General features: G+C 46.1%; 17 protein-coding genes. 6 read left to right on the top strand and 11 right to left on the bottom strand.

Annotated elements, in window-relative coordinates; all coding sequences use genetic code 11:
• Nucleotides 1-286: 286 nt before the first annotated feature.
• The 4 genes from F0364_RS24095 to F0364_RS24080 all read right to left on the bottom strand — a co-directional run bounded on the left by F0364_RS24095 (nucleotide 287) and on the right by F0364_RS24080 (nucleotide 4,190).
• A complete protein-coding gene (locus tag F0364_RS24095) occupies nucleotides 287-925 on the bottom strand; it encodes a response regulator (RefSeq protein ID WP_153800377.1) in 639 nt (212 codons plus the stop codon).
• 27 nt (nucleotides 926-952) lie between these two features.
• Nucleotides 953-2,383, bottom strand: coding sequence for a histidine kinase (locus tag F0364_RS24090; protein WP_153800376.1), 1,431 nt, complete (start codon nucleotides 2,381-2,383; stop codon nucleotides 953-955).
• A 430-nt stretch (nucleotides 2,384-2,813) separates the two neighbouring features.
• Nucleotides 2,814-3,551 carry a sensor histidine kinase gene (locus F0364_RS24085; RefSeq protein WP_153800375.1) on the bottom strand — a complete coding sequence of 246 codons (738 nt, stop codon included), beginning with the start codon at nucleotides 3,549-3,551 and terminating at the stop codon, nucleotides 2,814-2,816.
• Between the two features lie 147 nt (nucleotides 3,552-3,698).
• A complete protein-coding gene (locus F0364_RS24080; RefSeq protein WP_235921236.1) occupies nucleotides 3,699-4,190 on the bottom strand; it encodes a response regulator in 492 nt (163 codons plus the stop codon).
• Between the two features lie 520 nt (nucleotides 4,191-4,710).
• Here F0364_RS24080 and F0364_RS24075 point away from each other — a divergent pair.
• The 3 genes from F0364_RS24075 (at nucleotide 4,711) to F0364_RS24065 (ending at nucleotide 9,396) form a co-directional block, all read left to right on the top strand.
• The gene (locus F0364_RS24075) at nucleotides 4,711-7,077 is read left to right on the top strand and encodes a PAS domain-containing sensor histidine kinase (RefSeq protein WP_153800374.1); all 2,367 of its coding nucleotides are present in this window, start codon (nucleotides 4,711-4,713) and stop codon (nucleotides 7,075-7,077) included.
• A gap of 754 nt (nucleotides 7,078-7,831) precedes the next feature.
• Entirely contained in the window at nucleotides 7,832-8,419 is a 588-nt protein-coding gene (locus tag F0364_RS24070) for a cytochrome c family protein (protein ID WP_153800373.1), read from the top strand.
• 41 nt (nucleotides 8,420-8,460) lie between these two features.
• Nucleotides 8,461-9,396 carry an NmrA/HSCARG family protein gene (locus tag F0364_RS24065; protein ID WP_153800372.1) on the top strand — a complete coding sequence of 312 codons (936 nt, stop codon included), beginning with the start codon at nucleotides 8,461-8,463 and terminating at the stop codon, nucleotides 9,394-9,396.
• Between the two features lie 108 nt (nucleotides 9,397-9,504).
• On the opposite strand, the gene F0364_RS24060 is transcribed toward F0364_RS24065, so the two are convergent.
• From F0364_RS24060 to F0364_RS24030, 7 genes are all read right to left on the bottom strand, one after another.
• Entirely contained in the window at nucleotides 9,505-9,960 is a 456-nt protein-coding gene (locus tag F0364_RS24060; protein WP_153800371.1) for a YciI family protein, read from the bottom strand.
• A gap of 481 nt (nucleotides 9,961-10,441) precedes the next feature.
• Nucleotides 10,442-14,725: a DNA-directed RNA polymerase subunit beta' gene (rpoC, locus tag F0364_RS24055; protein WP_153800370.1), complete on the bottom strand. Its 4,284-nt coding sequence runs from the start codon at nucleotides 14,723-14,725 to the stop codon at nucleotides 10,442-10,444.
• Between the two features lie 624 nt (nucleotides 14,726-15,349).
• Nucleotides 15,350-18,286 (bottom strand): type IX secretion system periplasmic lipoprotein PorW/SprE, encoded by a 2,937-nt coding sequence (porW, locus tag F0364_RS24050; protein ID WP_153800369.1) that lies wholly within the window; start codon nucleotides 18,284-18,286, stop codon nucleotides 15,350-15,352.
• 369 nt (nucleotides 18,287-18,655) lie between these two features.
• Nucleotides 18,656-20,626, bottom strand: a complete 1,971-nt coding sequence (locus tag F0364_RS24045; RefSeq protein ID WP_153800368.1) for a glycoside hydrolase family 97 protein — start codon at nucleotides 20,624-20,626, stop codon at nucleotides 18,656-18,658.
• A 187-nt stretch (nucleotides 20,627-20,813) separates the two neighbouring features.
• Nucleotides 20,814-20,963 carry a hypothetical protein gene (locus tag F0364_RS24040; RefSeq protein WP_153800367.1) on the bottom strand — a complete coding sequence of 50 codons (150 nt, stop codon included), beginning with the start codon at nucleotides 20,961-20,963 and terminating at the stop codon, nucleotides 20,814-20,816.
• Nucleotides 20,964-21,040: 77 nt separating this feature from the next.
• The gene (locus tag F0364_RS24035) at nucleotides 21,041-21,586 is read right to left on the bottom strand and encodes an inorganic diphosphatase (RefSeq protein WP_153800366.1); all 546 of its coding nucleotides are present in this window, start codon (nucleotides 21,584-21,586) and stop codon (nucleotides 21,041-21,043) included.
• Nucleotides 21,587-21,684: 98 nt separating this feature from the next.
• The gene (locus tag F0364_RS24030) at nucleotides 21,685-22,089 is read right to left on the bottom strand and encodes a hypothetical protein (protein ID WP_153800365.1); all 405 of its coding nucleotides are present in this window, start codon (nucleotides 22,087-22,089) and stop codon (nucleotides 21,685-21,687) included.
• An 89-nt stretch (nucleotides 22,090-22,178) separates the two neighbouring features.
• Between F0364_RS24030 and F0364_RS24025 the strand changes: the two genes are divergently transcribed.
• The 3 genes from F0364_RS24025 (at nucleotide 22,179) to F0364_RS24015 (ending at nucleotide 25,283) form a co-directional block, all read left to right on the top strand.
• Nucleotides 22,179-23,033 (top strand): N-acetylmuramoyl-L-alanine amidase, encoded by an 855-nt coding sequence (locus F0364_RS24025; RefSeq protein WP_235921234.1) that lies wholly within the window; start codon nucleotides 22,179-22,181, stop codon nucleotides 23,031-23,033.
• A gap of 114 nt (nucleotides 23,034-23,147) precedes the next feature.
• Complete coding sequence (locus F0364_RS24020) at nucleotides 23,148-24,059, top strand: DUF72 domain-containing protein (protein WP_153800364.1); 912 nt, start codon at nucleotides 23,148-23,150, stop codon at nucleotides 24,057-24,059.
• A 45-nt stretch (nucleotides 24,060-24,104) separates the two neighbouring features.
• A complete protein-coding gene (locus F0364_RS24015; protein WP_153800363.1) occupies nucleotides 24,105-25,283 on the top strand; it encodes an FG-GAP repeat domain-containing protein in 1,179 nt (392 codons plus the stop codon).
• Nucleotides 25,284-25,594: the final 311 nt, after the last annotated feature.

The following is a 25,594-nucleotide window of genomic DNA, read 5'->3' as shown; positions in this document are numbered from 1 at the left end:
ATGCCGCCCTGAGGGGGCTTGATTGTTTAATGTTCGCTTGTTTAACGTTGAATGTTTGCGACCCCTGTATGACTCTTGCACTTTATAATCTCAATGCAGTCTCGTCAACTTCCCCATCAACAGACCGGCAACCTGCAACTTGTAACCGGTAACTGTCTCTCGGGTGAGGGATTGAAGCGGATACCCCGGTGAGGCCATCGCAGCAGGGCTTTGTGCCGGAGTATGAGCGGAAAGCCCGACCCCTTGCGATAGCTTGGGGGCACCCCCTGAAAATGTCTTGTTCGCTTTACCGCTCTATATCGGTTATGATATTGTGCGCTATGGCATACCTTGTAAGATCGTAATTGGTTTCCAGGTTAAGCTTCTCCATGATGCGCCGGCGATGGGTACTCACAGTGGTCATGGCGAGTGCCAGCGTATCGGCAATCTGCGTGGTTGATTTACCCATTGCCAGCAGCTTGAAAATTTCAAACTCCCGGGTACCAAGCATTTCATGGGGCTTCTTTTCCTCATCAAGCGACGCCAGCAGTTTCTCTGCTATTTCTGGTGTGATATATTTTTTGCCGGTGCGTATCCTCTCGATGGCTTTGATAAGCTCGTACGGGGCAGCGGCCTTGTTAAGATAACCTGCGGCGCCAGCCCTTAACGCCCTTACGGCATACATATCTTCTGTATAAATGCTGAGTATTAATACCGGCAGGTGCGGCTGTATAAGCTTTATTTGTTCAAGCGCCTCAAACCCGCTGCGGCCAGGCATTTCAAGGTCGGAAATAACCAGGTCCCACTTGTTAAGGCTGACTTGCCGCACCAGCGACTCTCCATCGCCCACTTCTGTAATTTCCGCGAAGGGATACTCATCTTTCAATATCTGTATAAGGCCCAGCCGTATAAAGCTATGGTCATCTGCAAGAAGTATCCTCTTCATGATATTGGTGTTTTAAATGACTGTTCTTTAATTGTTAGAGTGTTCAATATCCACATGGATGGAGGTTCCCTTGCCCGGTGACGAAAACAACCTGAAACGGCCGCCCAACGCCTGAACCCTTTCCTTCATGCCCGCAATGCCAAACGACTTTTCGGTTCTTACAGAGGTTGTATCAAAACCTTTGCCATCATCTTCAATAGACACATGCAACAAATCATCTTCCTGATGAATGGAGACCCTTACATTGGCCGCAAGACTATACCTTGTTATGTTGGTAAACGCCTCCTGGAAAACACGGAATAAGCAGGCCGCAACAGCTTCGCTAACCTCTGTTTCTTCCCCTGCAATGTTTAGCACTACAGCAGTGCCGGTATTATTGGAGAATTGTTCTGCCAGCCATTTTACGGCAGGTATAAGCCCGTTACGTTCCAGTATAACCGGCCTTAACTCGCTTAAAATACGGCGCACGGCCTGGTTGCTGCCATCAAGCAGAAAAAGCATGTTTTTAAGCTTGGCTTTTATAGGGGCATTGCTTTCGGGAATCATTTTATCTACCCAGGCAACATCCATTTTTATGGCGGTAAGCTGCTGGCCGAGTTCGTCATGTATTTCCCTGCCTATTCTTTTTCGTTCTTCGTCTCTTACGCTTTGCAGGTGAGAAGTAAGCTGCCGCAGTTTCTCGTTACTGGCCAGCACCTGCGCTTCGGCAGTTTTGCGTACGGTTATATCCCTCAAAAAAACCGAAATACCATTTAGCGATGGGTAAACCTGGCACTCCAGCCAAAGGCCGGCATGTGCATAATAATCTTCCCTGTATACATAATGCTGCTGGTTCATTGCCTGGTAGCATGCCTGCTGCAAAGGTTGCCAGGTAGCTTGAGGCAGGACGCTGTTTATATGCCGCCCGGCAAAAGATTCGGCAGGAGTATTAAACAGGTTGCCGGCTTTGTTATTGGCATAAGTAAAAAGCCAATCGCCATCAATGGCAATAAATGCATCGGAAATTCTTTCTACCAGGCGGCGATAATTTTCTTCGCTTTTCCGCAGCTTTTTTACCGCGTCAATTTTTTCTTTCTCAATTAAACGCTGCTTAAGGGCTGCATCAACCGCCGCCGGCAGGCGGGCCATGCGGTCTTTTAGCAGGTAATCGTCGGCGCCGGCCTTTATAATCTTTACAGCAAACTCTTCAGAAATAGTGCCGGTTACCAATATAAACGGCACCAGCAGGCCACGCTCTTTTACCATGTCCAGGGCTTCGGAAGCGCTGAAACGCGGCAATGTATTGTCTGATATAATTACATGCGGGACGTAGTTATCAAGCGCATTGGCAAAATCTGCCTTCGTCATAACAATGCTAAACTGCCAGCCAGGGTGGCTTTTTTTCAACAGGCGTTGTACCAGTTCGGCATCGGCATCATTATCTTCCAGAATTAATACTTTCAGGTTGTTGTCAGTCATATTTATAGAGTTTGCGGGCCCGGACAAGAATTTTATTAAGCTGCCGGTTGATTAAGTTTAGTATCTGCCAACCTGCAGCTACACCGCCGAAAATGAGTGCAACCAAGGATAAACAATGCAGGTAACGCGTATAAATAAGCTTAGGCAGAAATGGGTTGACACACCCTTAAGAGTGATATTGATTTCAAGATTAGCCATATTTTTTCCATTAGATGTTACCAACACCCATTGAGGACATGTAAGCTGAAACACACAGCATCACAGGGTTGTAAAACAAATGCTGATATAAATAATAATTATGCGGAATACCGTAAAGGTATTATATGCCACGGGAATAACAGCTTAAAATGCACATAGGCATGGCTGTTAATCTATCTGCCTGTTTTAGTGCCACCCTAACCGTACATTGTACCTGTTGGCTGCGCTGATATTACTGCTCTTGCAGGGGAACAGTAAAATAAAAAGAGGATCCTTTGTTGGGAACAGCTTCTGCCCACACACTGCCGCCATGCTTAAGGATAATCCTTTTTACAATGGCAAGACCTGTACCCGTACCCTCAAACTCATCATTGCTGTGCAGGCGCTGGAAAATATGGAACAGCTTGTGGCTGTACTCCATATCGAACCCGGCTCCTTTATCCTTTACCACATACACGCTAAGCCCATCTGCCACTGTAAAATTAACTTCTATGGAAGGTTGCTCTTTTTTAGATGAATACCTGATGGCATTTTTTAGCAACTGCACCCACACTTCCTTTAACATTACCGCATCTCCGTAACAATCAGGCAAATCGCCTATTACAATGTCAAAAACTTCCTGCTCCTGCTCAGTAAGTAACTCATGGATGCACTGCCAGGCAAGCTTTTGCATGGGCACCTGCTGCAGCAATAAATGCTTGCGGCCCAGGCGGGAAAAACTTACCAGTTCTTCTATAAAATGATTGGCCTTTTTGGAGTTGGTAACTATAGTTTCTATTAACCGCCGGGCTTCATCATCCAATTGGCCGCTATACTCTTCTTTAAGAATAGACGAAAAGCCGATAACAGCCCGTAATGGCGCTCTCAGGTCGTGAGAAAGCGCATGCTGAAGTTCTTCCAGGTCCTGAATAGTGGTTTGAAGCTGGCGGTTTAAATCTTCGATTCTCTTTTCCAGTTGATAATTTTCCATAAGCTTAGGTGTTCCATAAAACCATTACCAGGGGCTGAATAAATTATGCAAACAATCATCTTTCATGACAAACAAAAGCGCAATACAACATTGCAGCCATACATATATTCAAAATACTATACAGAATGGCAACCGCTGTTAACTTACCTATATGGTTTTTTGATTTAACAGCACCCAGTACAAGCCAAGTTCACTTACCGCTTTGGCAAAACTTTCAAAATCAACAGGTTTTACTACGTAACTGTTAACGCCCAGGTTGTAACTGTTAAATATATCTTTCTGTTCTTTGGAAGAGGTCATGATAACTACCGGTATCCTCTTCGTTAAATCATTGCCTTTTATCTGGCGCAGTACTTCAATACCATCCACCTTGGGCATTTTGATATCCAGCAGTATCACTTTGGGGATGTTTTCTACATTTCGCTGCGAGTATATTCCCCTGGCAAAAATAAAATCCAGGGCTTCTGCCCCGTCCTTCAGGTGTATCAGGTTATTAGCCAGGTTTATTTTCTTTAGCGCCCTTATGGTCAGTTCCGCATCGTTGGGATTATCTTCAACCAGCACTATCTCTACTTCGTTATAGGTTTGCATGTTGATAGTTAAGGATATTGTATCAATGGTTTGTTTTTCAATGTTCATAGTTAGCCTCCCGGGGCTGTAATGTTCTCTTAATTATCTACCTACCTTGCCTGCTATTTAATTGTTGAACGATTAAAATTAATGACACAGCAGCAATTAACGACATTAAAATTACCAGTACATAAAGAACATCTGCCCCTGCTGTAACTTCACAGGCTTTTATCACCAGTTAATCATTACCCGCTATTTCAATCACGCAATACTAAAACACCCGCTGTATTTTTCCTTCAGCAGCCAGGCAAAGAACAACCTTTAGAAAAATAAGCGTATTATCCTGAAATAAAAAGCGTATTTCTACGCTTTTTTTACTGCATTTTTTTTATTATCATCATACCGCGTTAAAAAATATAAACCTGCCGGTAAAAACATTAACATAAGCAGCACTGCCTGTATATTTACCAGTGTTTTTATTTCCTGTAATCCGCACCATGTAAACACCCCCTATCATCAGTCATTGTTCCCCCCTTTGCATAGTTGTGCCGTATAAGGCAACGCTTTTGCAGTTTATAAATATATTATTATGAACGAGATTGCTGACTTCTTTAAAAAACTGCTGGATACATCTGACTGGCCACCACGATGGCACTGTGGCAAATGGAGCGATTTTCACGGATGGCTGTATATCATCAGCGACCTGCTGATATGGGCCGCTTACTTTGCCATACCCGTGGCAATAATTAAATACATCTCAAAAAAGCAGGACGCCAAATTTATACGGCTGTATTTTTTATTCGCGGCATTTATATTGGCCTGCGGCGCCACACACTTTTTGGATGCCATTGCTTTTTGGATACCCGCTTACAGGCTTAACGCATTGGTGCGCTTTATAACCGCCGTTGTAAGCTGGCTTACGGTTTTTCAACTTCTCAAATACCTGCCGGAAGCCTTTTCGCTCAAATCCAAACAAAGCCTGCAGGTAGAGATAGACCACCGTCACAAAGCGGAAGACGAATTGCGCAGACTGAACGCCACACTGGAACAGCGGGTGCACGAACGTACCGCTGAATTGCAAAATACGCTCCGCGAAATATCCGCCTACAAGTTTGCCCTTGACGAGTCCGCCATCGTAGCCATCACCAACCAAAAAGGTATCATCACCCACGTAAATGATAACTTTTGCCGCATCTCCAAATACAGCAGGGAGGAGTTGCTTGGGCAAGACCACCGCATCATCAATTCCGGCTATCACTCAAAGGAATACATCAGGGATTTATGGGTTACCATCGCCAATGGTAAAATATGGAAGGGCGAATTGAAAAACAAAGCCAAAGACGGCACCTTTTATTGGGTGGATACTACCATCGTGCCCTTTTTGAATGAACAGGGCAAACCTTACCAGTATGTGGCCATAAGGGCAGATATTACCGAACGTAAAAAAGCTGAAGAAAAAATACTTAGCCTAAACCTTAGCCTTGAAAAAAGTGAAAAGCAATTCAGGGCCATGATTGAGCACAGCAAAGACGTATTTGTGGTATCAAGCGAGCAGGGCGTATCATTTGTAAGCCCGGGCATAAAGCAAATGCTCGGCTACACCGAAGAAGAATTTAAAACCCTTACGCCGGAAGAGCTAATGCACCCCAGCGACTTGCCGCTGCGCTGGAACGAACTGGCTAACCCCGGCGATATGATAGACCTTGAGTTCCGCAGCCGCCACAAAAACGGGGAATGGCGGTGGCTGGAAGGTACCGGCGTAAACCTTAAAGACATAGAAGGGCTTAACGGAATTGTTTTTACCCTGCGGGACGTTACGGAACGTAAAATATCCGAACAAAGGCTGGCGGAAAGTGAACGCATCTATAAAACCATCGCATCAAGCATACCCGGCTCTATTATTTGCCTTATTGATAAAGAATACCGCTACCTTCTGGTAGAGGGCGATATGCTGGAAAAAACGGGTTACATTGCCCATAATTTGTTGGGTAACAAAGCGGAAGATGTGTTACCGGAAAAAAGGTTCCAGGAATTGCTGCCCAATTTTAAACGGGTGCTGAATGGAGAATATTTTATTACTGAAACCAGCCGTGCGGGCTTTGAGCTTGCTACCCGGTACGTGCCGCTGAGAGCAGACGATGGCGAAGTATATGCCGCCATGATAGTTGCCATTGATATAACCCGGCTAAAACAGGTACAGCGGCAACTGGAGCAGCTTAACCTTACACTGGAAAAAAAAGTAGAAGAGCGCACAGCCCAGCTCGAAACAGCCAATAAAGAGCTGGAAGCCTTTTCTTATTCAGTATCGCACGATTTAAGGGCGCCATTACGGGCCGTTAGCGGCTTTGCAAAAATGCTGGAAGAAGATTATGAACAGCTGATTGATGATAATGGCAAAAGGTTACTGACAACCATACAGCAGAACTCCCGGCAAATGGGCATGTTGATTGATGATTTATTAGAATTCTCCCGCCTGGGCCGCAAAGAGCCGCAAAAATCACGCATTGATATGAACGCCATGATTGCTTCTGTTATACAGGAAGCAAAGGTATCTAACAAGTACCACGCAAACATAATTGTTGACCACCTGCTGCCTGCTTATGGCGATACCGCCCTTATAAAACAGGTACTCGTAAACCTTGTTTCAAACGCGTTTAAATATTCTTCAAAGAAAGAAAGCCCGCAAGTAAACATTACCTCATTTAAAAAAGACGACCAGGTGGTTTTTGCTGTTAAAGACAATGGCGACGGTTTTGACATGCAGTACCAGCAAAAATTGTTTAAAGTGTTCGAGCGGCTGCACAACAGCGATGAATTTGAGGGCACCGGTGTTGGTCTTGCTATCGCCAAACGCATTATTGAAAAGCATGGCGGCCGCATTTGGGCCCATGCTGTTAAAGGCGAAGGCGCAAGCTTTTACATTTCGTTACCTGACAAAGAGGTGCAGCAGCCATAAGAAAGAATTTTTAGGGGGTGCCCCTCGTGCCTCGGGTCGGGCTTTCCGCTTTTACTCCGGCACAGACCAACCGCACAAGACCTTCACCGGGGTAACCGCTTCAATCCCTCACCCGAAAGCTGGTTGCAGGTTACCAGTTGCAGGAGGCCGGTCTGTTGATACGGTGTCTTTAAGAAGTGATGTGGCATTAACGGTTCCGTTTGCCCGAAGGGCATCAATAACAATAGCCACGGGTGAAACCCGTGGTCAAAGAAAATAACCGTCCAACAACCCTGCAGGGGTTGAATATACACAAGCATTCAACCCTTGCAGGGTTGGATTGCTACATGGCAAGTAACCCCGGTTTACAACCGGGGCTATTATAAGTAAAGCCTTTCAGGCTTCCATTAACGTTAAACAAAAGAACATGGAACAACCAAAGCCTCATGGAAGCGGCATGCATCGCCATATCTACAATGAGTAAGATATTTTATGCACTTCATGTAAACTTCTCTTCACTTCATGCAGCACAGCATTGCCCACAGCCTTCCGTGGCTATAATTTGCAGCAGATTTTAAAACAGTTAACCTTTCATAAAAGAAAAACACCCTGGCCCATTTTCCCGGTCCGCCAAAACCCTTAACCCGCTAAAACCCTTATGCAGTAAGGCATACAGCAAGCGGGCCGGGAGCAGGCTGCAACACTTTTCTATTCTGACAGGTAGCTGCAAACAAACAATAACATCACCCGTTAACACAACTTAAAACCTTTTAAAATGAAAAGCATTTTTCTTGTGCTTGCAGCAGCCCTTGCAGCTACAGCATTGCTTACCCCTTCCTGCAAAAATGTGCAGGGCGAAACTAAAACCCCTGCTTACGACAGCACGCTTAAACTTATTGCCCGTGGCGAATACCTGGTAAACACCACCGGCTGCGATGACTGCCATTCCCCCAAACAAATGGGCCCGCAAGGCCCGGAAATCATCCCGGAATTAAGGCTATCCGGCTACCCTTCGGGCAGGCCCATACAAAAGGCTGACAGTAATGTGGTAAAACAAGGCTGGGCTTTATTCGGGCCGGATTTAACGTCCGCTGTAGGTCCCTGGGGCATGTCCTTCGCGGCTAACCTAACATCCGACGGTACCGGCATCGGCAACTGGAAAGAGGAACAGTTCATCAATGCCATACGCAATGGCAAATGGAAAGGCCTGGATGCTAACCGCCCCCTGCTGCCACCCATGCCCTGGTTTGTGTACAGGAACATGACGGATTACGACCTGCGTGCCATTTACGCTTTCCTAAAAACCACCAAACCTGTAAAGAACATGGTACCAATGCCCAAACCCTTTTCAGAACTTAATTAAGCCAACCGCAACAACACGTAAAAACAAAATCACATATAGTCATGAGCCACAAACCAACCATACTGGTAACCGGCGCCACCGGGGCACAGGGCGGCAGTGTTGCCAATGCTTTACTTGCCGGCAACCAATTTAATGTGCGTGTACTTACCCGCTATGCATCGTCAGCCAAAGCGGTAGAATTAAAAGCAGCCGGCGCGGAAATTGCCGAGGGCGATTTTGAAGACCCCGCAAGTTTATTGAATGCTATGAAAGGTTGCTATGGCGTATTTGGCGTAACCAATTTCTGGGAGCATTTTCACAACGAATACCGCCAGGGCAGAAACCTTATTAACGCGGTACACCAGAGCGGTATAAAGCATTTTGTATTTCATACACTGCGGCATTACGGTAAACTGAGCAACGGGGAATTACCGGTACCGCATTGTGACATCAAGGCAGACCTGCAGGATTACTGCAATGCACTGGGCGTACCCGCTACTTTTGTGCAGATTGGGTTTTATTACGAAAACTTTTTCAGCTTCTTTCCTTTCCAGAAAGATGACAGTGGTAGTTACTATTTCGGTTTCCCGCAGGGCGATACAAAACTGGCTGCTGCCAGTGTGGAAGATACGGGCGGGGTGGTTGCCAGTATATTCAATCACCCGGACGTGTACATCGGCAGAACGGTAGGTATTGTTGGCGCGGATAAAACTTGCGCTGAATACGCAGCCATTTTTAGCAAAATTCTGGGCAGGCACGTGTACTTTAACCATATACCCAGGGATGTATATGCCTCTTTTGGTTTTCCCGGCGCTGAAGAACTGGCCAACATGTTTGAAGTGCAGCGCCTGTACATACCTAACCGGCAGCTTGATTTAATAGAAAGTTATGGGCTAAACCCTGCCATGCAAAGTTTTGAAAGCTGGGTAGCCAAAAACAAAGACCGGTTTGATGCATGGTTCGCTTCCGCGGAAAAACCGGAACCGGTGAGTATATAACCCCTTTCTTATAAGTCCAACCTCTTGCATTCATCAGCGGAATTTTTTCTGCGCAGGTTAACACAGTGATAAATGCAGGAGGTTTGTTTTTTTGCGGCCGGGCCCTGTTCAGGGCCTTTTTTTCTCAACCTTATCATGATAGGGCAGGTACATGGGCAAAGCGGCCGAACCATACCATTGATACAATTCCGCATCCAGGTATTTCTGCTGAACGGCTGGGTCTGTGGCCAGCAGTTGGTTAGCCTCTTCTACTGTTTTGGCATTTAAAATAAAAATGCCCCGGTAAGCTTTATCGTTTTTCACTAATGGCCCTGCCACCACCAGTTTACCGGCTTTTGCCAGGCGGTTAATGTTATCAAGATGGCCACGAAATGCGCTATCCCTGACACTTTTATCAGAACCGGTGTTGGCGCCGGTTTTTAGCATTACAAGAGTGTACATTTTCATACCGTATTCGTCGGCGCCAAGAGAGTCTGCAAGTGGTTGGTTGTATACGCTTTCTGTTTGGGAATATGCGGCAATGCCGCATAAGCAAAATGCAAGAAGGTAAAGTAGCTGTTTCATTGAGCCGTTTTTTGATTCGGTAAAGTACCTAAATGAACGGATAATCAGCAGGAAAAAATTTAGACGCGGTTGTTGGTATTTACAGGGGGTGCCCCCAAGCTGCGCAAGGGGTCGGGCTTTCCGCTATTACTCCGGCGCAAAGCCCTGCTGCAAAGGCCTCACCGGGGTAACCGCTTCAATCCCTCACCCGATCGTGTAACACGCTGCTTTTTTGATGGACAGGTTTTATATATAGAAATGAGACGCAACACCTCTGCCTGGCAATGGAGAGTCGGTAGGGACAAAACCTTCTACCCGGGTCTGAAAAGCTGCCAAATGAACAGAACGATGAATGTAGTGCGACGCAACCAAAGCCCCATAAAAAGTACCGAACGCCGGCCACCAAAATGTTAACATAAAAGATGATGCCCGCCTCGGCTAACAAAAACAAAACCGCCCGGGATAACCCGGGCGGCGATTTTATTCAAAATGATTAAGGAGCTTACTCTTCATCATCAAAGTTCATGGCCTCACGTGCGGTGGAGAGCAGTTCGTACTCTTCCTTGCTGCCTACGATAAGGTTATCGAACTCTTTCTGGCCGGTACCCGCAGGTATCAGGTGGCCGGTAATCACATTCTCTTTCAGGCCCAGCATGTCATCGCTCTTGCCTTGTATTGCGGCGGAGCTTAACACTTTGGTTGTTTCCTGGAACGAAGCGGCAGATATCCAGCTTTGTACACCCAGAGAAGCTTTGGTAATACCTAACAGTACGGGTTGCGCTGTAGCTGGTTCCGCATCGCGTACTTCGGCCAGCTTTTTATCGTTGCGCCGCAGTACTGAATTTTCTTCGCGAAGTTCACGAACAGTTACAATCTGGCCAGCCCTCAGCTTAGAGCTTTCACCCGGATCAGTAATTACCTTTTTATCATAGATGCGGTCGTTCTCGTCTATAAACTCGAAGCGGTCTGTCAAATCTTCCTCCAGGAATTTGGTATCGCCTGCATCAACAATTTCTACTTTCTTCATCATCTGACGAACGATTACCTCAATGTGCTTATCGTTTATTTTTACACCCTGTAAACGATATACTTCCTGTATTTCATTTACCACATATTCCTGTACAGCAAACGGCCCCTTGATAGAAAGGATATCAGCGGGTGAAGTCTGTCCATCAGACAATGCTGTACCAGCTTTTACAAAGTCACCATCCTGTACAAGTATCTGGCGGGTAAGCGGCACCAGGTATTTCTTCACTATGCCATCCTTGGCTTCCACGATTATTTCGCGGTTACCACGTTTTACGTTACCAAAAGCTACCACACCATCAATTTCGCAAACTACAGCCGGGTTGCTCGGGTTACGTGCTTCAAACAGTTCGGTTACACGTGGCAGACCACCCGTGATGTCACCGCTCTTACGCAGCGTTCTGGGTATCTTCACAATTACCTGCCCGGCCTTTACCTTATCACCTTCTTCAACAATCAAACGGCTGCCTACAGGAAGGTTATAGTTTTTAATTTCTTTCCCTTCAACTACCAGGCCTGGAATTTTGGTTTTATCTTTTGTTTCAATTACCACTTTATCGCGGTGACCGGTTTGTTCGTCTGCTTCTTCGCGGTAGGTAATACCTTCCAAAACATTCTCAAACTTAATTTCACCGGTAATTTCTGCTACCACAACGTTGTTGAATGGATCCCAGGTACAAATCACATCACCTTTTTTCACTTCCTGGCCATCTTTTACGTTAAGGGTAGCACCGTAAGGAATGTTATTGGTAATCAGCAACCTGTCATTCTTAACATCCATAATCCTCACTTCACCGGTACGGCCTATTACCACCTGTATCTTGTCGCCTTCGTTGTTTTCTGTGTTTACAGAACGCAAGCCGTCAAACTGGATGGTACCGTCGAACTTGGCAGTAAGTGAAGATTCTACTGAAGAAGAACCCGCAATACCACCCACGTGGAAGGTACGAAGGGTTAACTGTGTACCGGGCTCACCAATTGACTGTGCGGCTATGATACCTACCGCGTCGCCACGCTGGGCTATATAACCTGTAGCCAGGTTTTTACCATAACATTTCACACACACACCGCGTTTGCTTTCGCAGGTAAGTACAGAGCGTATTTCAACGGTTTCAATACCGGCTTCTTCTATCGCCCTGGCTATATCTACAGTAATTTCTTCACCTGCGCTAACAATCAGTTCATCGCTAACCGGGTTGTACACATCATGCAGGGAAGTTCTTCCCACAATCCTGTCCAGCAACGGTTCCACTACATCCTCGTTATCTTTTAACGCAGAAGTTGCAATACCTCTCAGGGTTCCGCAATCTTCTTCGCTTATCACCACGTCCTGGGCAACGTCAACCAAACGGCGGGTAAGGTAACCGGCATCGGCTGTTTTAAGGGCCGTATCCGCAAGACCTTTACGGGCACCGTGGGTTGAGATAAAGTAGTCCAATACGTTCAGGCCACCTTTAAAGTTGGAAAGGATAGGGTTCTCAATGATTTCAGAACCTGTAGAACCAGACTTTCTCGGCTTGGCCATCAAACCCCTTATACCGGCCAACTGCTTAACCTGTTGCTTACTGCCACGTGCGCCGGAATCAAGCATCATGTACACAGAGTTAAAGCCCTGCTTATCACTTGCCATTTCACGGATCAGCGTTTCAGTAATGCGGGTATCCACACGGCTCCATATATCAATTACCTGGTTGTAACGTTCGTTATTGGTAATTAAGCCCATGTTGTAGCTTTCCCATACTTCTTCTACCTCTACCTTGGCCTGCTCCAGCAATTCGTTTCTTACTTCAGGTATAATAAGGTCGTTTACGTTAAAGGACAAACCACCACGGAAGGCCATACGGAAACCGAGGGTTTTGATATCATCCAGGAATTTAGCCGTTTTAGGAACGTCTGTAATCTTGATGATATCGCCAATGATTTCACGAAGTGATTTCTTGGTAGCCAGGGCGTTTACGAAACCTACTTCAGCAGGTACGAACTGGTTAAACAGTACGCGGCCTACCGTAGTTTCAATCAGTTTTGCTTTTAATGCGCCGCCTTCGCGTACATTGGTTTTTACTTTAATGAAGGCATGCAGGTCAACCCGGCCTTCGTTATAGGCTATCAATACTTCTTCAGTGCTGTAGAAGGCTTTGCCTTCGCCCTTCACTTTTTCAGTATCAGTAGATTTTTTTCCTTTTGTAATGTAGTACAGGCCTAACACCATGTCCTGAGAAGGCAGGGTGATGGGTGTACCGTTCTGCGGGTTAAGGATGTTGTGTGAAGAGAGCATCAATAACTGCGCTTCCAGTATTGCGGCACTGCTGAGCGGAACGTGAACCGCCATCTGGTCACCGTCAAAGTCGGCGTTGAAAGCGGATGTTACCAGCGGGTGCAACTGGATGGCCTTACCTTCCACCAAACGCGGCTGGAAAGCCTGGATGGATAAACGGTGCAGCGTTGGTGCACGGTTTAGCATTACAGGATGGCCTTTCAATATGTTTTCCAGGATATCCCAAACCACCGCTTCTTTCCTGTCAACCAGTTTCTTGGCGGATTTTACGGTTTTTACGATACCCCTTTCAATCAATTTGCGGATGATGAATGGCTTAAATAATTCGGCAGCCATATCTTTTGGAAGGCCGCACTCATGCATTTTAAGCTCCGGGCCGACCACGATAACAGAACGGCCGGAGTAATCCACACGTTTACCCAACAGGTTCTGGCGGAAACGGCCTTGCTTACCTTTCAGTACATCAGAAAGAGACTTTAATGCACGGCCACCTTCCGCCTTAACAGCGTTGGATTTACGGCTGTTGTCGAATAAGCTGTCCACCGCTTCCTGCAGCATACGTTTTTCGTTGCGCAGGATCACTTCAGGGGCTTTAATTTCCAACAGACGTTTTAAACGGTTGTTGCGTATGATTACACGACGGTAAAGGTCGTTAAGGTCTGATGAAGCAAACCGGCCACCATCCAACGGCACCAACGGGCGCAGTTCAGGTGGGATAACCGGAATATACTGCATTACCATCCACTCGGGGCGGTTGGTAATCCTGGTGCTGGCATCGCGGAAAGCTTCCACCACGCTAAGGCGTTTCAAGGCATCAGCCTTACGCTGCTGGGAGGTTTCTGTAGCTGCCGCGTTACGCAGTTTGTAGCTCAGTTCATCCAGGTCAAGCCTTGCCAGCAGGTCATGCACAGCTTCGGCGCCCATTTTAGCGATGAATTTCTGCGGATCTTCATCCGGCAGGTATTGGTTATCCTTGGGCAGGTTATCAATAATGTCCAGGTATTCTTCTTCTGTCAGCAGGTCGCCGGTGTTCAGGCTTTCCTTAACACCGCCCTGTATAACAGCGTATCTTTCGTAATAAACAATGGTTTCCAGCTTTTTAGAGCTCATGCCAAGCAGGTAGCCAATTTTGTTGGGCAGGCTCTTAAAATACCAGATGTGAACCACAGGAACCACCAGCTTGATGTGGCCCATGCGCTCACGACGCACTTTCTTTTCGGTAACTTCCACACCGCAACGGTCGCACACGATGCCTTTGTAACGGATACGTTTGTATTTGCCGCAGGCACACTCATAGTCTTTTACCGGTCCAAAAATCCTTTCGCAGAACAAACCATCACGCTCGGGTTTATACGTGCGGTAGTTGATGGTTTCAGGCTTTAAAACCTCGCCAAAGCTGCGCTCTAAAATACTGTCAGGCGACGCCAGACCGATGGTTATTTTAGAAAAAGTTGCTTTGGGACGGTTGTCTCTTTTAATGGCCATATTTAAAAATTGCAATTTTTAAAAACTTGTCAACCCTGTTTTTTTGAAACCCAGTGGCTGCTTTTGCACCAATACAATAACACCGCAGGAACAAATGATTCTTTACAACTTACTGCTTAACAGTTAGTTGAGGCAGAAAACGCTCTGTTTGCGATGACTGAATTTGTATTAGCTGAACAAAATGGAAACACTGCTTCAAAATGCATAGGGCGGCAAAGGTAATGAAATATATATTCTGTCAAATAGTAAAATTTTACCTGAAATCCTAACATTCTGTTGAAAAAGAGGGAGATTTTTTGGTTTTTGGGTGGCGGGCAGCGATTTTTCATGGCATCTGCCGTTGCGTCGTCCCGAAACTTCGGGATTCATCGTTCTGTTCATTGGGCAGCTTTTCGGACCCTTGTAGCAGATTTGCTCCTGCCACGTCTGCTGACAGTCAGGGGTGTTGCATTCTCATTTCCATATAAACCCTTTCCATCAAAAAACAGCGTGTTACACTTTCGGGTGAGGGATTGAAGCGGTTACCCCGCTGAAGCTTTCGTAGCCGGGCTCTGTGGCGGAGTAATAGCGGAAAGCCCGACCCCTTGCGCAGCTTGGGGGCACCCCCTGAAAATTCGTCTTTTCCTAAAACTTGCCCGGAATGGCTTTTTGCAGTACGGCTTTGTAGCCTTCCACATCTTTATTATCCTTCAGCAAATCCAGGTTAGACTGGCTAATGATAGCGTACTGGTACTTATCAGCGGTAAGCCAGGGCATAATGCGGCCCTGGGTAAAAGGCTTGGTTTTGTCAACATAATCCATGGCGCCAACGGCGTCGGGAAAAGGCCCTACCAGCATAAGGTGGTAACGGTCATCCAGCTTAACAGAGGTGATATCTATTTTTTGGTTGTAATATTTTTCTTTATTGAACCGGTTGAACGCGTTGCGGGCCTCGTTTACAAAAACGGGGGCCACCTTATCGAACAGCATTAAGACAAACTGCGGCTCGGATGCATTGAAAGCAAAGGTTTTAACCACTACAGGCGCCTTAACCGCTGTATCAACTTTTATGGTAACCGGTCTTTCTATAGGTTTTGCCACCACGGAATCCCGCTTAATCACCGGCTGAGATACCGTTTTGGATTCCTGCAGGTTTACGATGGGGGATGCATCTTCCTCGTAGCGCTTTATTTCAAGCTGTGTAAGGTACGCTTCTATCTCGCTGCGGCGGCTAAGCACATCAATCATAGTGTTGGCTTTTTCCGCCAGCGGGGATGAGGCATACATATCCGACAGGCTTCTAAGCCGGTTAATGGCCGCACTGTCGTTTTTCTCCGACACATGGTATATGGCTTCTATGTACAGCAACTGGGGTGTCCAGTAACTGTTACCATACAGGCTGTCTGCAGCCTGCTTTTCCTGCTCGGCTTTTTTAAAGTCGCCTTCGATGAACAGGCGGTAAATTTCCTCGTACTTTTTAGTGGCGGGATTTTTTTCGCTGCTCTCTTTTACTATTTCTACAGGTTTGTTCAGCATTTTCTGCCATTTTCCTTCCTTGTCTACCGCTGCAAGGGCACGTTTAACAGAATCGGCACTGCCGGTGCGGCCTAATTTGTTGTAACAGTAATACAGGTTAAATAAAGCCTCGGGTTTATTTTCATAATCTGTAAAGCGCTGGTTAAGGTCTTCGTAGTTTTCAGCGGCTGTGCCATATTCTTCCAGTTTATCCTGGAAGGCTTTACCCACGTTAAACATGGCTTTGGCTATTTTATCGTTGGAGGCTTTTACCTGGTCTTCTTTTAATGGCAGGTTGGCCAGCAGCCCGTCAAAAGAAATGTCTGCAGGTGCCATTTCGGAAGCCAGCGTATCTCCCTGTACAGCCTGCAGCTGCTGTTCGCCTTCGGTGGCAAGGGCAGATATTTTGTTAAGGTCTGCCTTGCGGCGCCAGTTGTCTTCATTGGGCCTTTCTCCCCAGGTTTGCCTAAACTGGTTAAAACCGGAATTTTTTAGCGACATATTATTAAAATACCAATCACCTTTACTGGTGAACAAATCCGCACTCCCCTCCCGCTGTACAGCCGGGTTTATATTTTCCTGTTTGCTGCCCTCTTCTTCCTTAATACCCTGTGCTTTGTGTAATTGTTTTACTGTTTTCTTTATAAGCGCATCTCTTTCCGCTATTGGCATAGCGGCTACTTTTTGCAGGCTATCCTGCTGAAAAATAACACGTTTGTTCTCTACAATTAGCTGTAAGGCAGATTTTCTTTCATCCACCCTTTTTTTATCCTCATCCAGCGTGAGGCTGTTTACATCCACACTGTCGTATAAAGACGCGGCCAGTTCATATTTCTGTGTTTCGTACGAAATATCAGCAGCCAGTGTAAACGACAGGCTTTTCTGTTGAGGGTTATCAATACTGCTCTTCACACTTTTTTCAAGGTCTTTCATGGCTTCGCTGTAGCCGCCCCTTTCCAGCTCCGCCTGTGCAGCGGCGTAATAAATAATATCCCGGTAACGGGCATACTTTTCCCGCCGGGCCAGTTTAAGCAGGTTATTTATTTTTTCCTGTATAAAGTTTTGTTCGCCGGTGCCGCTGTTCAGCATTACACTGTTCAGGTTGGCATAAACTTCCAGTATGGGGTCAACGGCATGGTCGGCAGCTTTGCCGTACCAGGCAGAGGCTTCTTCAATTTTATTGACATGTTCGTACAGTTGGGCAATCAAAAACTCCCAGCGTGACCTTTCTCTTTTTCCATTCGCATTGTCCAACGCCTGCTCCAGGTGAATGGCGGCACTGTCGTAAGCTTTTTCTTTATAAAACAAATAGGCATCCAGTTCGTGAAGGTCTGTGCGGAGCCGTTCGGGAAAATTAGGATCGCCTTTTAAAATCTCTATCATACCGCCGGCTTCAGAAACTTCGCCACTGTCAATGAACGCCCTTGACATCCACAGGAAAGCTTCGTTACGGCTGGGCTTGTGCACGCCAAAACCTTTTTTCTCTTTGGTAGAAACTGAAAATTTGCCTTCATTACCGCTTTCATTACTGCCGATGGGTATATCATAGCCGTCGTCTTTAGGGGCAAAAGCATAGTTTACATAACGGAAAGTGGCAATGGCAGAATCATAATCCCCCCTGTAGAAATAAGCCTTGCCCAGCAGCATATACAGGTTATCAATCCAGTTGTTGCGCAGGTCGTGGAGAAGTACGCCAGCCGTAGCATGATAAATAACAGAATCAAGTTCGCTCCTGTTCTGGGCAATGGTTTCAAGGGAATAGTTATAAAAAGGTATCAGGGGTTGGGTATAGTCTTCTTTAAAAGAAAGCTTGGCGTTTTCAACAATTTCGTTCAGCTTATTGTTAGCGTTAAAATAGTAGTTAAAATGGGTAACGGTATTCTGGTACAACCTGCGGCCAAAACCAAATTTTTTTTCGCCGGTTTTTTCAGAGGCCAGCCGCCGGTTCTCGTATTTTTTGGGTTTGTCTTTATCCAGGTCAATAGACGAGCCGGGTTGTGCAAGGCAGTATTGTACCAATAATACGGAAAGTAAACAGCAAAATATCTTAATCGTCGCGTTGTTCATGAATATCGCTTTCTTTAAGCAGCAGCAGGCTTACGGCACCGGTTAAGGTTGCCGCCCATCTATTAAACTGCAAACCTGCTACATTTATTTTTAAAAATACAAGGATTTTCCCAGCATTCTAAATGTTGAATGCTATTGCCGGGTATTTTTATGGGACGGACTTGGGTGCCACTATGAGACTTTTGTTGTGTCACTCACTTGTACTGTCGTATTTCATGGCAGCTTTTCAGACCCCGGGCAGGTAGAGATGCGATGCATCGCATCTCTACAACCTAATGTTGCTTTGGAGAATATGGAAAACGCAGTTTCCCCCTAATGTTTGTGATCATTTGGGGTAGTCCATAAATTCATCTCAAAAATGAGGCATATCTACCTTTTTCTCAACCGAACCACATACCCGCCGCCAGGCGCCATTTTTATAGTAAGGCTATCTGCTTTGGAAACGGTTTTGTTGTAAAGCTTGTAGTCAGAGGCATACTTGTCTGCATTAGTGCCGTCTTCGCAAATGGTGGCTTCAAAACTGCCTTCCTCCAAAAAAGTAAGTGGTATGGTAAACTCCCGGGCTGTTAAATCCGTCATGGCGCCTAGGTACCAGTCGTTGTTCTTTTTACGGGAGGTGATAATGTAATCACCAACTTTTCCATCAAGCATAACCGTGTTATCCCAGGTGGTGGGTATGGCGCCCAGCAGGTCCATAAAAGCGGGTTCCAGCAGGCCCTGGGATGGGTTACCGGCAAAAAACTGTATCGGGCTGTCATACACCACGTACATGGCCAGTTGCTGGCAACGCGTACCAAACGACATTACTTTTTCGGCAATGGGGCGGAATGTTTTTGCTGTGCCATTGTCCAGTATGCCTGGCTCGTAATCCATGGGGCCGGCAGTCATGCGTATAAAGGGCAGCAGCAGGTTATGCTCTGGCGTGGCTTTGCTGCTCCATATATTGTATTCGGAACCCAAAACACCTTCGCGGGTTATGGCGTTGGGGTAAGTGCGGTTAAAACCAGCCGGCTTAAATGCGCCGTGAAACATGACCAGTAACTTGTATTTGGCACAGGCTTCGGCTATTTTATAGTAGAAGTTTACGGCTTTCTGGTCGTCGCGGTCAATAAAATCGGTCATAATAAAAGCAACACCCCATTTATTAAACTGCTGCAGCGCAGGTTCCAGTTGTTTGTCGAGCGTCATTGCCAGGGTCCACATGCTTAACCTTATGTTTTTACTTTTGGCGTAAGCGGCAATTTCATCCATATTAATATCGGGGTTAACCTTAAACAGGTCGTTGTTGTCGCTCCAGCCGGCATCCATCATAATGTATTCAAATCCAAAACGCTTGGCAAAATCAATATAATATTTATAAGTAGCTGTATTAATGCCGCTTTTAAAAGGCACATTAAATACGTTGGTGGAGATTATCCATTCGTCAGTTGCCTTACCGGGCGCTATCCATGATGTATTTTGCACCCGGGATGGAGATGCCAGGCGATAGACCATATCGTTGCCCGGCAGTTGTTTGTCCTCAGCCGCAATTAGTACTACCCGCCAGGGAAAATTGCGGGTACCTTTTGTTTTGGCTATAAAAGCTGACCTTTTGGTTACATATACCTGGGAGAATTCACCTTTCAGCACCGCTTCTTCGGCGGGGTAAGGCGCAAACTTGCCCTGCAGGGTATTGCCGCCGGTACCGTTGACAAACATGCCCGGGTAATCTTCCAGGTCAGATTCTGTAATAACCATCTTAGGGCCGCTTTCCGGCGCCACCAGCACCGGCGTAAAAGAGAGGTTGTTTGCCTGTATGCTGTCCAGCGGTTTTAACTGGTAAGGCTCTTCAAAGCTGGTATGGTAAATATCCTGGTTATCTCTTTTAACTACTTCAGGGTAATATACCAGGTGGTTTTGCTGAAAGCTGAAGCCTGCTATCTCGTTTTCTATGGTAATGTTTTCTTTAAAAAAAGTGGTTATCCTGTAGGCAAACCCATCATCATACAAGCGGAAGATAACGCCAAAAGAGTTGTTGAAGCGAACAACCAGCTCGTTATAGTTATCCGGTATGTTTTTTCTCTTTTCCGGCACGGGAGAGGTGATGATACCCCTGTTTTCCGCTGTCGAAAATTTTGGCGCAGCCATGCCGGCCGATAATTTTTTGCCATCTTTCAACAGCATATCAATGGTACAGGGGCCGGCAATCAGTTGCTGGCGGTAATAGAGTGAATAGGTTAGCGTTTTGTCAATTGAAACGGTAAGCTTAACAGAGCCGCCTGGCGATTGCAGGTCTTTGTTTATGGCTGCGCATACAGGCAACGCCATTATAACGGCAAACAGCAATGGCAAACATTTCATGGCAAGGGGTTTATGCTGGTTAAGTATATGCGGGTATTTAACAGCTATAAGATAGTTATTTTCTGGGCTTTATGCAAGTAGAACACCGCCAAAAACAAAGCCGGGATTATTAATCCCGGCCCTGTAAAGTGATGGATGTATTATTTCCAACAGGAAACAACCTATAAGATACAAATCATTTTTTGAATTACATAATATCCATGGCCAATGCAAAATAGGTACATACACCTGGTAATGCCAGCCAGAAGAATTGCCTGTACACGATAAACAACACAATCAGTATTGCCAGCCAGATAAAGAAGTACACCCAGTATTTTGCAGTTGATTTTTGTTCCATGGATAAAAAGTTTGCGCAAAAATAAAACTCAAACAAATATCAGCCGATATTTCTTTAGGAAGGTTTTACCGCCGCGTTTATTTTTTTATGAAAGTTTCCTGGTAAAGTTTAATAGCGTCTTCTACAATGCGCAGGGCTTGCGTTTTGTCCTGGAACTCTTCTACCTTAACGCTTTTGTTTTCCAGGGTTTTGTATTCTTCAAAAAAATGCCTCATTTCACCAAAGAAGTGTTTGGGCAGTTCTTCAATATTGTTTATGTAGTTAATGGATGGGTCGTGGTTGGCTACGGCGATAATCTTATCATCTGCATCGCCGCCGTCAATCATCTGCATAACGCCTATAACCTTGGCTTCTACAAGGCAGAGCGGCTGTATGCTCAAGCTGGAAATAACCAGTATATCCAGCGGATCTTTGTCATCGCCATAAGTTTGCGGTATAAAACCGTAGTTGGTGGGATAGTAGAAGGATGAATAGATAACGCGGTCAAGCTTAAGCAGGCCTGTAGGTTTGTCAATTTCGTATTTAGCCCTTGAGCCCTGTGGTATTTCTATTATCGCGTTTACAATTCTTGGTGCTTTATCTCCGTAATGTACGCCATGCCAGGGGTGTGATACTGTTAACATAAAGTGTAGCTGTATTTTAAATATTGTTTGTGCAAAGACGGGCAAATGTAGAAAGGAAACTTCAAATATGTGTAAAACAGGCCCTAACTATTGGTTATTTACAGGTTACCATCAAAGGTATACTTAAAATCAACCAGCCATTTGCCGTTTTGTTGCAGCACTTTTACCTTACGTGCCACGTTATCATAAGAGTTTTTATAGTTAATAACCTGCGCATCCGCATCTATCGTGTCGTTGGATATGATGATGATAGACGCCGCGGCATATTTTTCCTTTTCGTCCTTTGTTTTCTTTTGGTAATCCGCTTCAAGCTTTTCCAGTTGTGCCAGGTTGGTTTCATCCTTCAGCATATAAAAAGCCGCTTTGTCAAAGTTACCTTTCAGGCAACCGTCAATAAATTCCCGGCCGGCGTCAAACGCGTTTTCAGCGGGTGGAAAATCTTTTGCGGAGTTACAACCGCCAAGCACAATCAAAAGGGCAATTAAGGATGTTGCGAATTTCATGGCACAAATATAGTAAGCGATATTATTGAAACGTGCTAATGCACATCACACATCATTCGTCAAACATATACATCGCTTATCTTTATTTTATGTATTTAATAAAATCGGCATTTGCATACTATACATTGCGCATCTCACGCCGTACGCCGTATATCATGCTTTATATTTCATTTTTGCTGGCGGCCTGTTCGCCAAACCCTTATGCTGCCACCAACCGCGTATATAAACAACAGGCAAAGACGTTGGCGCAAACCTTGCGGTCGGCCCCGGGGTTTATAGATTCCGTAAAACAGCCGCCCTACTGGGTGGGTACCACCAATTTTAACCTGCGCAAACCAAATTTTGTCATTATTCACCATACCGCGCAAAACAGTTGCGAGCAAACGTTAAGAACCTTTACATTGGCCCGTACGCAGGTAAGCGCTCATTATGTAATATGTAAGGATGGCACGGTGCACCACATGCTTAACGATTACCTGCGTGCCTGGCAGGCAGGCATAAGTAAATGGGGTAATGATGCGGACATTAACTCCGCCAGCATTGGTATTGAGCTGGACAATAACGGCTTTGAACCTTTTGCAGAGCCGCAGATAAGCAGCCTGCTCCAGTTGCTTAAAACCCTAAAGGGCAGTTACAATATACCGGCAGCCAATTTTATTGGCCATGGGGATATTGCGCCTACCCGCAAAAACGACCCCAACTACCTGTTTCCCTGGAAGCAGCTTGCCGATAGCGGCTACGGCTATTGGTACAGCGATACTGCCAATGTACAGGTGCCGGAAAACTTTAATCACCTGCAGGCGTTAAGGATAATAGGGTACGATATAAAGGATACCTCGGCGGCTATACAGGCTTTTAAAAGGCATTGGATGCAGGACACCACCCGGCAGATGTATGAAGCGGACAGGAAAATACTGTTCAGCCTTTTCACAAAATATCAATAGTCGGTAGTGAAATATTTGTACCGGTAATAATAGAATTCCCGGGCGTACAAGAGTGCGACGCAACGGATGACTCATGGTAGTTCCTGTTGCCGGGCTCATAAAAAAAATTTAATTATGGAATTTGGCCGAGTACCAGAAACAGAATTAAACAGCATTGATTTCTCCCTGCCTGCCGAGCCTGCTTTCAACAAAACCGTTTTGAAAGGTAAGCCTGTCAACGCACCTAAAGTATATATGGGCTGTGCCAAATGGGGGCGTACGGAATGGGTGGGCAAAATTTATCCCGCCGGAACCAGGGAGAAAGATTTCCTGGAGCATTACGTGCAGCATTATAACAGTATTGAACTAAATGCCACGCACTACAAAATATATGGTCCCGCCGGTATTGGCAAATGGGCGGAAAAAGCCAAAGGCAAAGATTTTATGTTTTGCCCCAAAATGTACCAGGGCGTTACCCATCGCGGAAGCCTTAAAGGCAAAGACTTTATTACCACAGAATTTTTACGGGGCATCATCGCCTTTGCGGAGCACCTGGGGCCCACCTTCGTTCAGGTAAGCGATACATTTAGCCCTAAACGCAAAACCGAGTTGTTTGATTTTCTGCAATCTCTGCCAACGGATATGCAGTTTTTCCTGGAAGTTCGCCATCCTGATTGGTTAACGAAGCCGGAGATAAGCCAGGAACTCTTCAGCTTCCTGAAAAGCATCAACATGGGTGCCGTTATTACCGATACTGCCGGGCGGCGGGATTGTGCCCACATGCACCTTACCATACCCAAAGCTTTTATACGGTATGTAGGCAACAGCCTGCACGCTTCAGATTATACACGCACAGATGCCTGGGTTAAACGGATGAAATACTGGCTGGACAACGGTCTGCAGGAGCTGTATTTTTTTATGCACATGCACAATGAAGCCACATCTCCCGAGCTTACTGTGTACCTGGCAGATAAATTGAATGCCGCCTGTGGCCTTAACCTTATCAAACCCCGTTTTACAGAAAAACAAGCCGGCCTATTTGATTGACGGAAACTAAGAGTTATCTTACTACACCGCAATATTTTCTGCCGTATGTTAAGATACCTTTTACTCTTGCCTGCTACCTGTTACTACACCTGCGCCATTAGCCAGTACCCGGTTAAATTCAAGAAGCAAATGATTGCTTCCGAAAGTTTTGAATCGGTTGGCGTTGCCGATATCAATGGCGATGGCATTCCCGACCTTATGTCTGGCAGTTTCTGGTACCAGGGGCCAGACTTTTTGGTTAGCCACTACATTGGCCCCATATCAAGGTTTCGGGAGTTTTACAACGATTTTTCAACCATACCCATGGATGTTAACGGCGATGGCAAAATAGATTTTATTACCGGTGGCCTTGACCACCCTGTTTGCTGGATTGAAAACCCGGGGGATGATGCGGAAAACAAGGAATGGGTAAGGCACGACTTTGGCGATACCATTTTTGTAGAAACCACCCGTGCCTGGGATGTGGATGGCGACAGTTACCCGGATATAGTGCCCAATTCTCCCGGCGGCCCGTTGGTATATTACAAACTCGACCGGGATAGTAAGGGTAAGCCCATTGGCAGCTTTACCCGTAAAAAGCTGCTGGATGTGCATGGCCACGGCCTGGGCTTTGGTGATATTAACGGAGATGGCCGGGGAGATTTTGTTATTTCCAGCGGATGGCTGGAAGCCCCGGCACCTGCACAACTGGTTAAAAGCAAGCGAAAGCCAAAACAAAAAACCGCCCCCGACACCTGGCGGCTTAACAAAGAGTTTTCGCTGGAGCGGGCTGGCACACCTATTATTGTAACCGACCTTAATAAAGATGGCCTGGCCGACATGATTGTGGGTAACGGGCATGGCTATGGACTTTACTGGTACGAGCAAAAGATTAAAAATCGCAAGCGCACCTGGATAAAGCACCCTATTGACCCCTACCAGGCCCAATACCATACCATGGAGTGGACGGATATTGACGGCGATGGCCAGCCAGAACTGGTAACAGGCAAACGCTACCGTGCCCAAAGCGGCGAAGACCCCGGCGATAACGACCCACCCGGGCTGTATTATTTTAAATGGAACGGCGAATCTTTTACCAAAAACATCATCAGCTATGGAGAATTGGGCGTAGGTAAGGGCACCGGTATCTTCTTTTCTATTGCCGACCTTAGAAAAACCGGCCGGAAAGACATTATTGTGGCAGGTAAAGATGGTCTCTGGGTGTTTTATAATGAAGGGCGATAAGCTTTTTTTTCAGGGGGTGTCCCTCGTACCTCGGGCCGGGCTTTCCGCTCATACTCCGGCACAGAAGCCAGGCTGCGATGGCCTCACCGGGGTATCCGCTTCAATCCCTCACCCGAAAGCCGGTTGCCGGTTACCGGTTGCAGGTTACCGGTCTGTTGATGGGCAAGTGGTTGAAGTTTTTTTGAGGTTACAATGTGCAAGTGGCGCTAACATTGAACGTTAAACAAACACTGAACAACCAAAGCCTAGTAGAGGCGGCATGTTAGTAGATAGAAAGAGCTGGTTTGTAAAGAGCGCCGTAGGTGCGATAT

Origin of the sequence: Foetidibacter luteolus, from assembly GCF_009650435.1 — a bacterium.
Taxonomy (GTDB): domain Bacteria; phylum Bacteroidota; class Bacteroidia; order Chitinophagales; family Chitinophagaceae; genus Foetidibacter; species Foetidibacter luteolus.
Note: the sequence above shows the minus strand (reverse complement) of the source record. Positions and strands in the feature narration are given on the sequence as shown.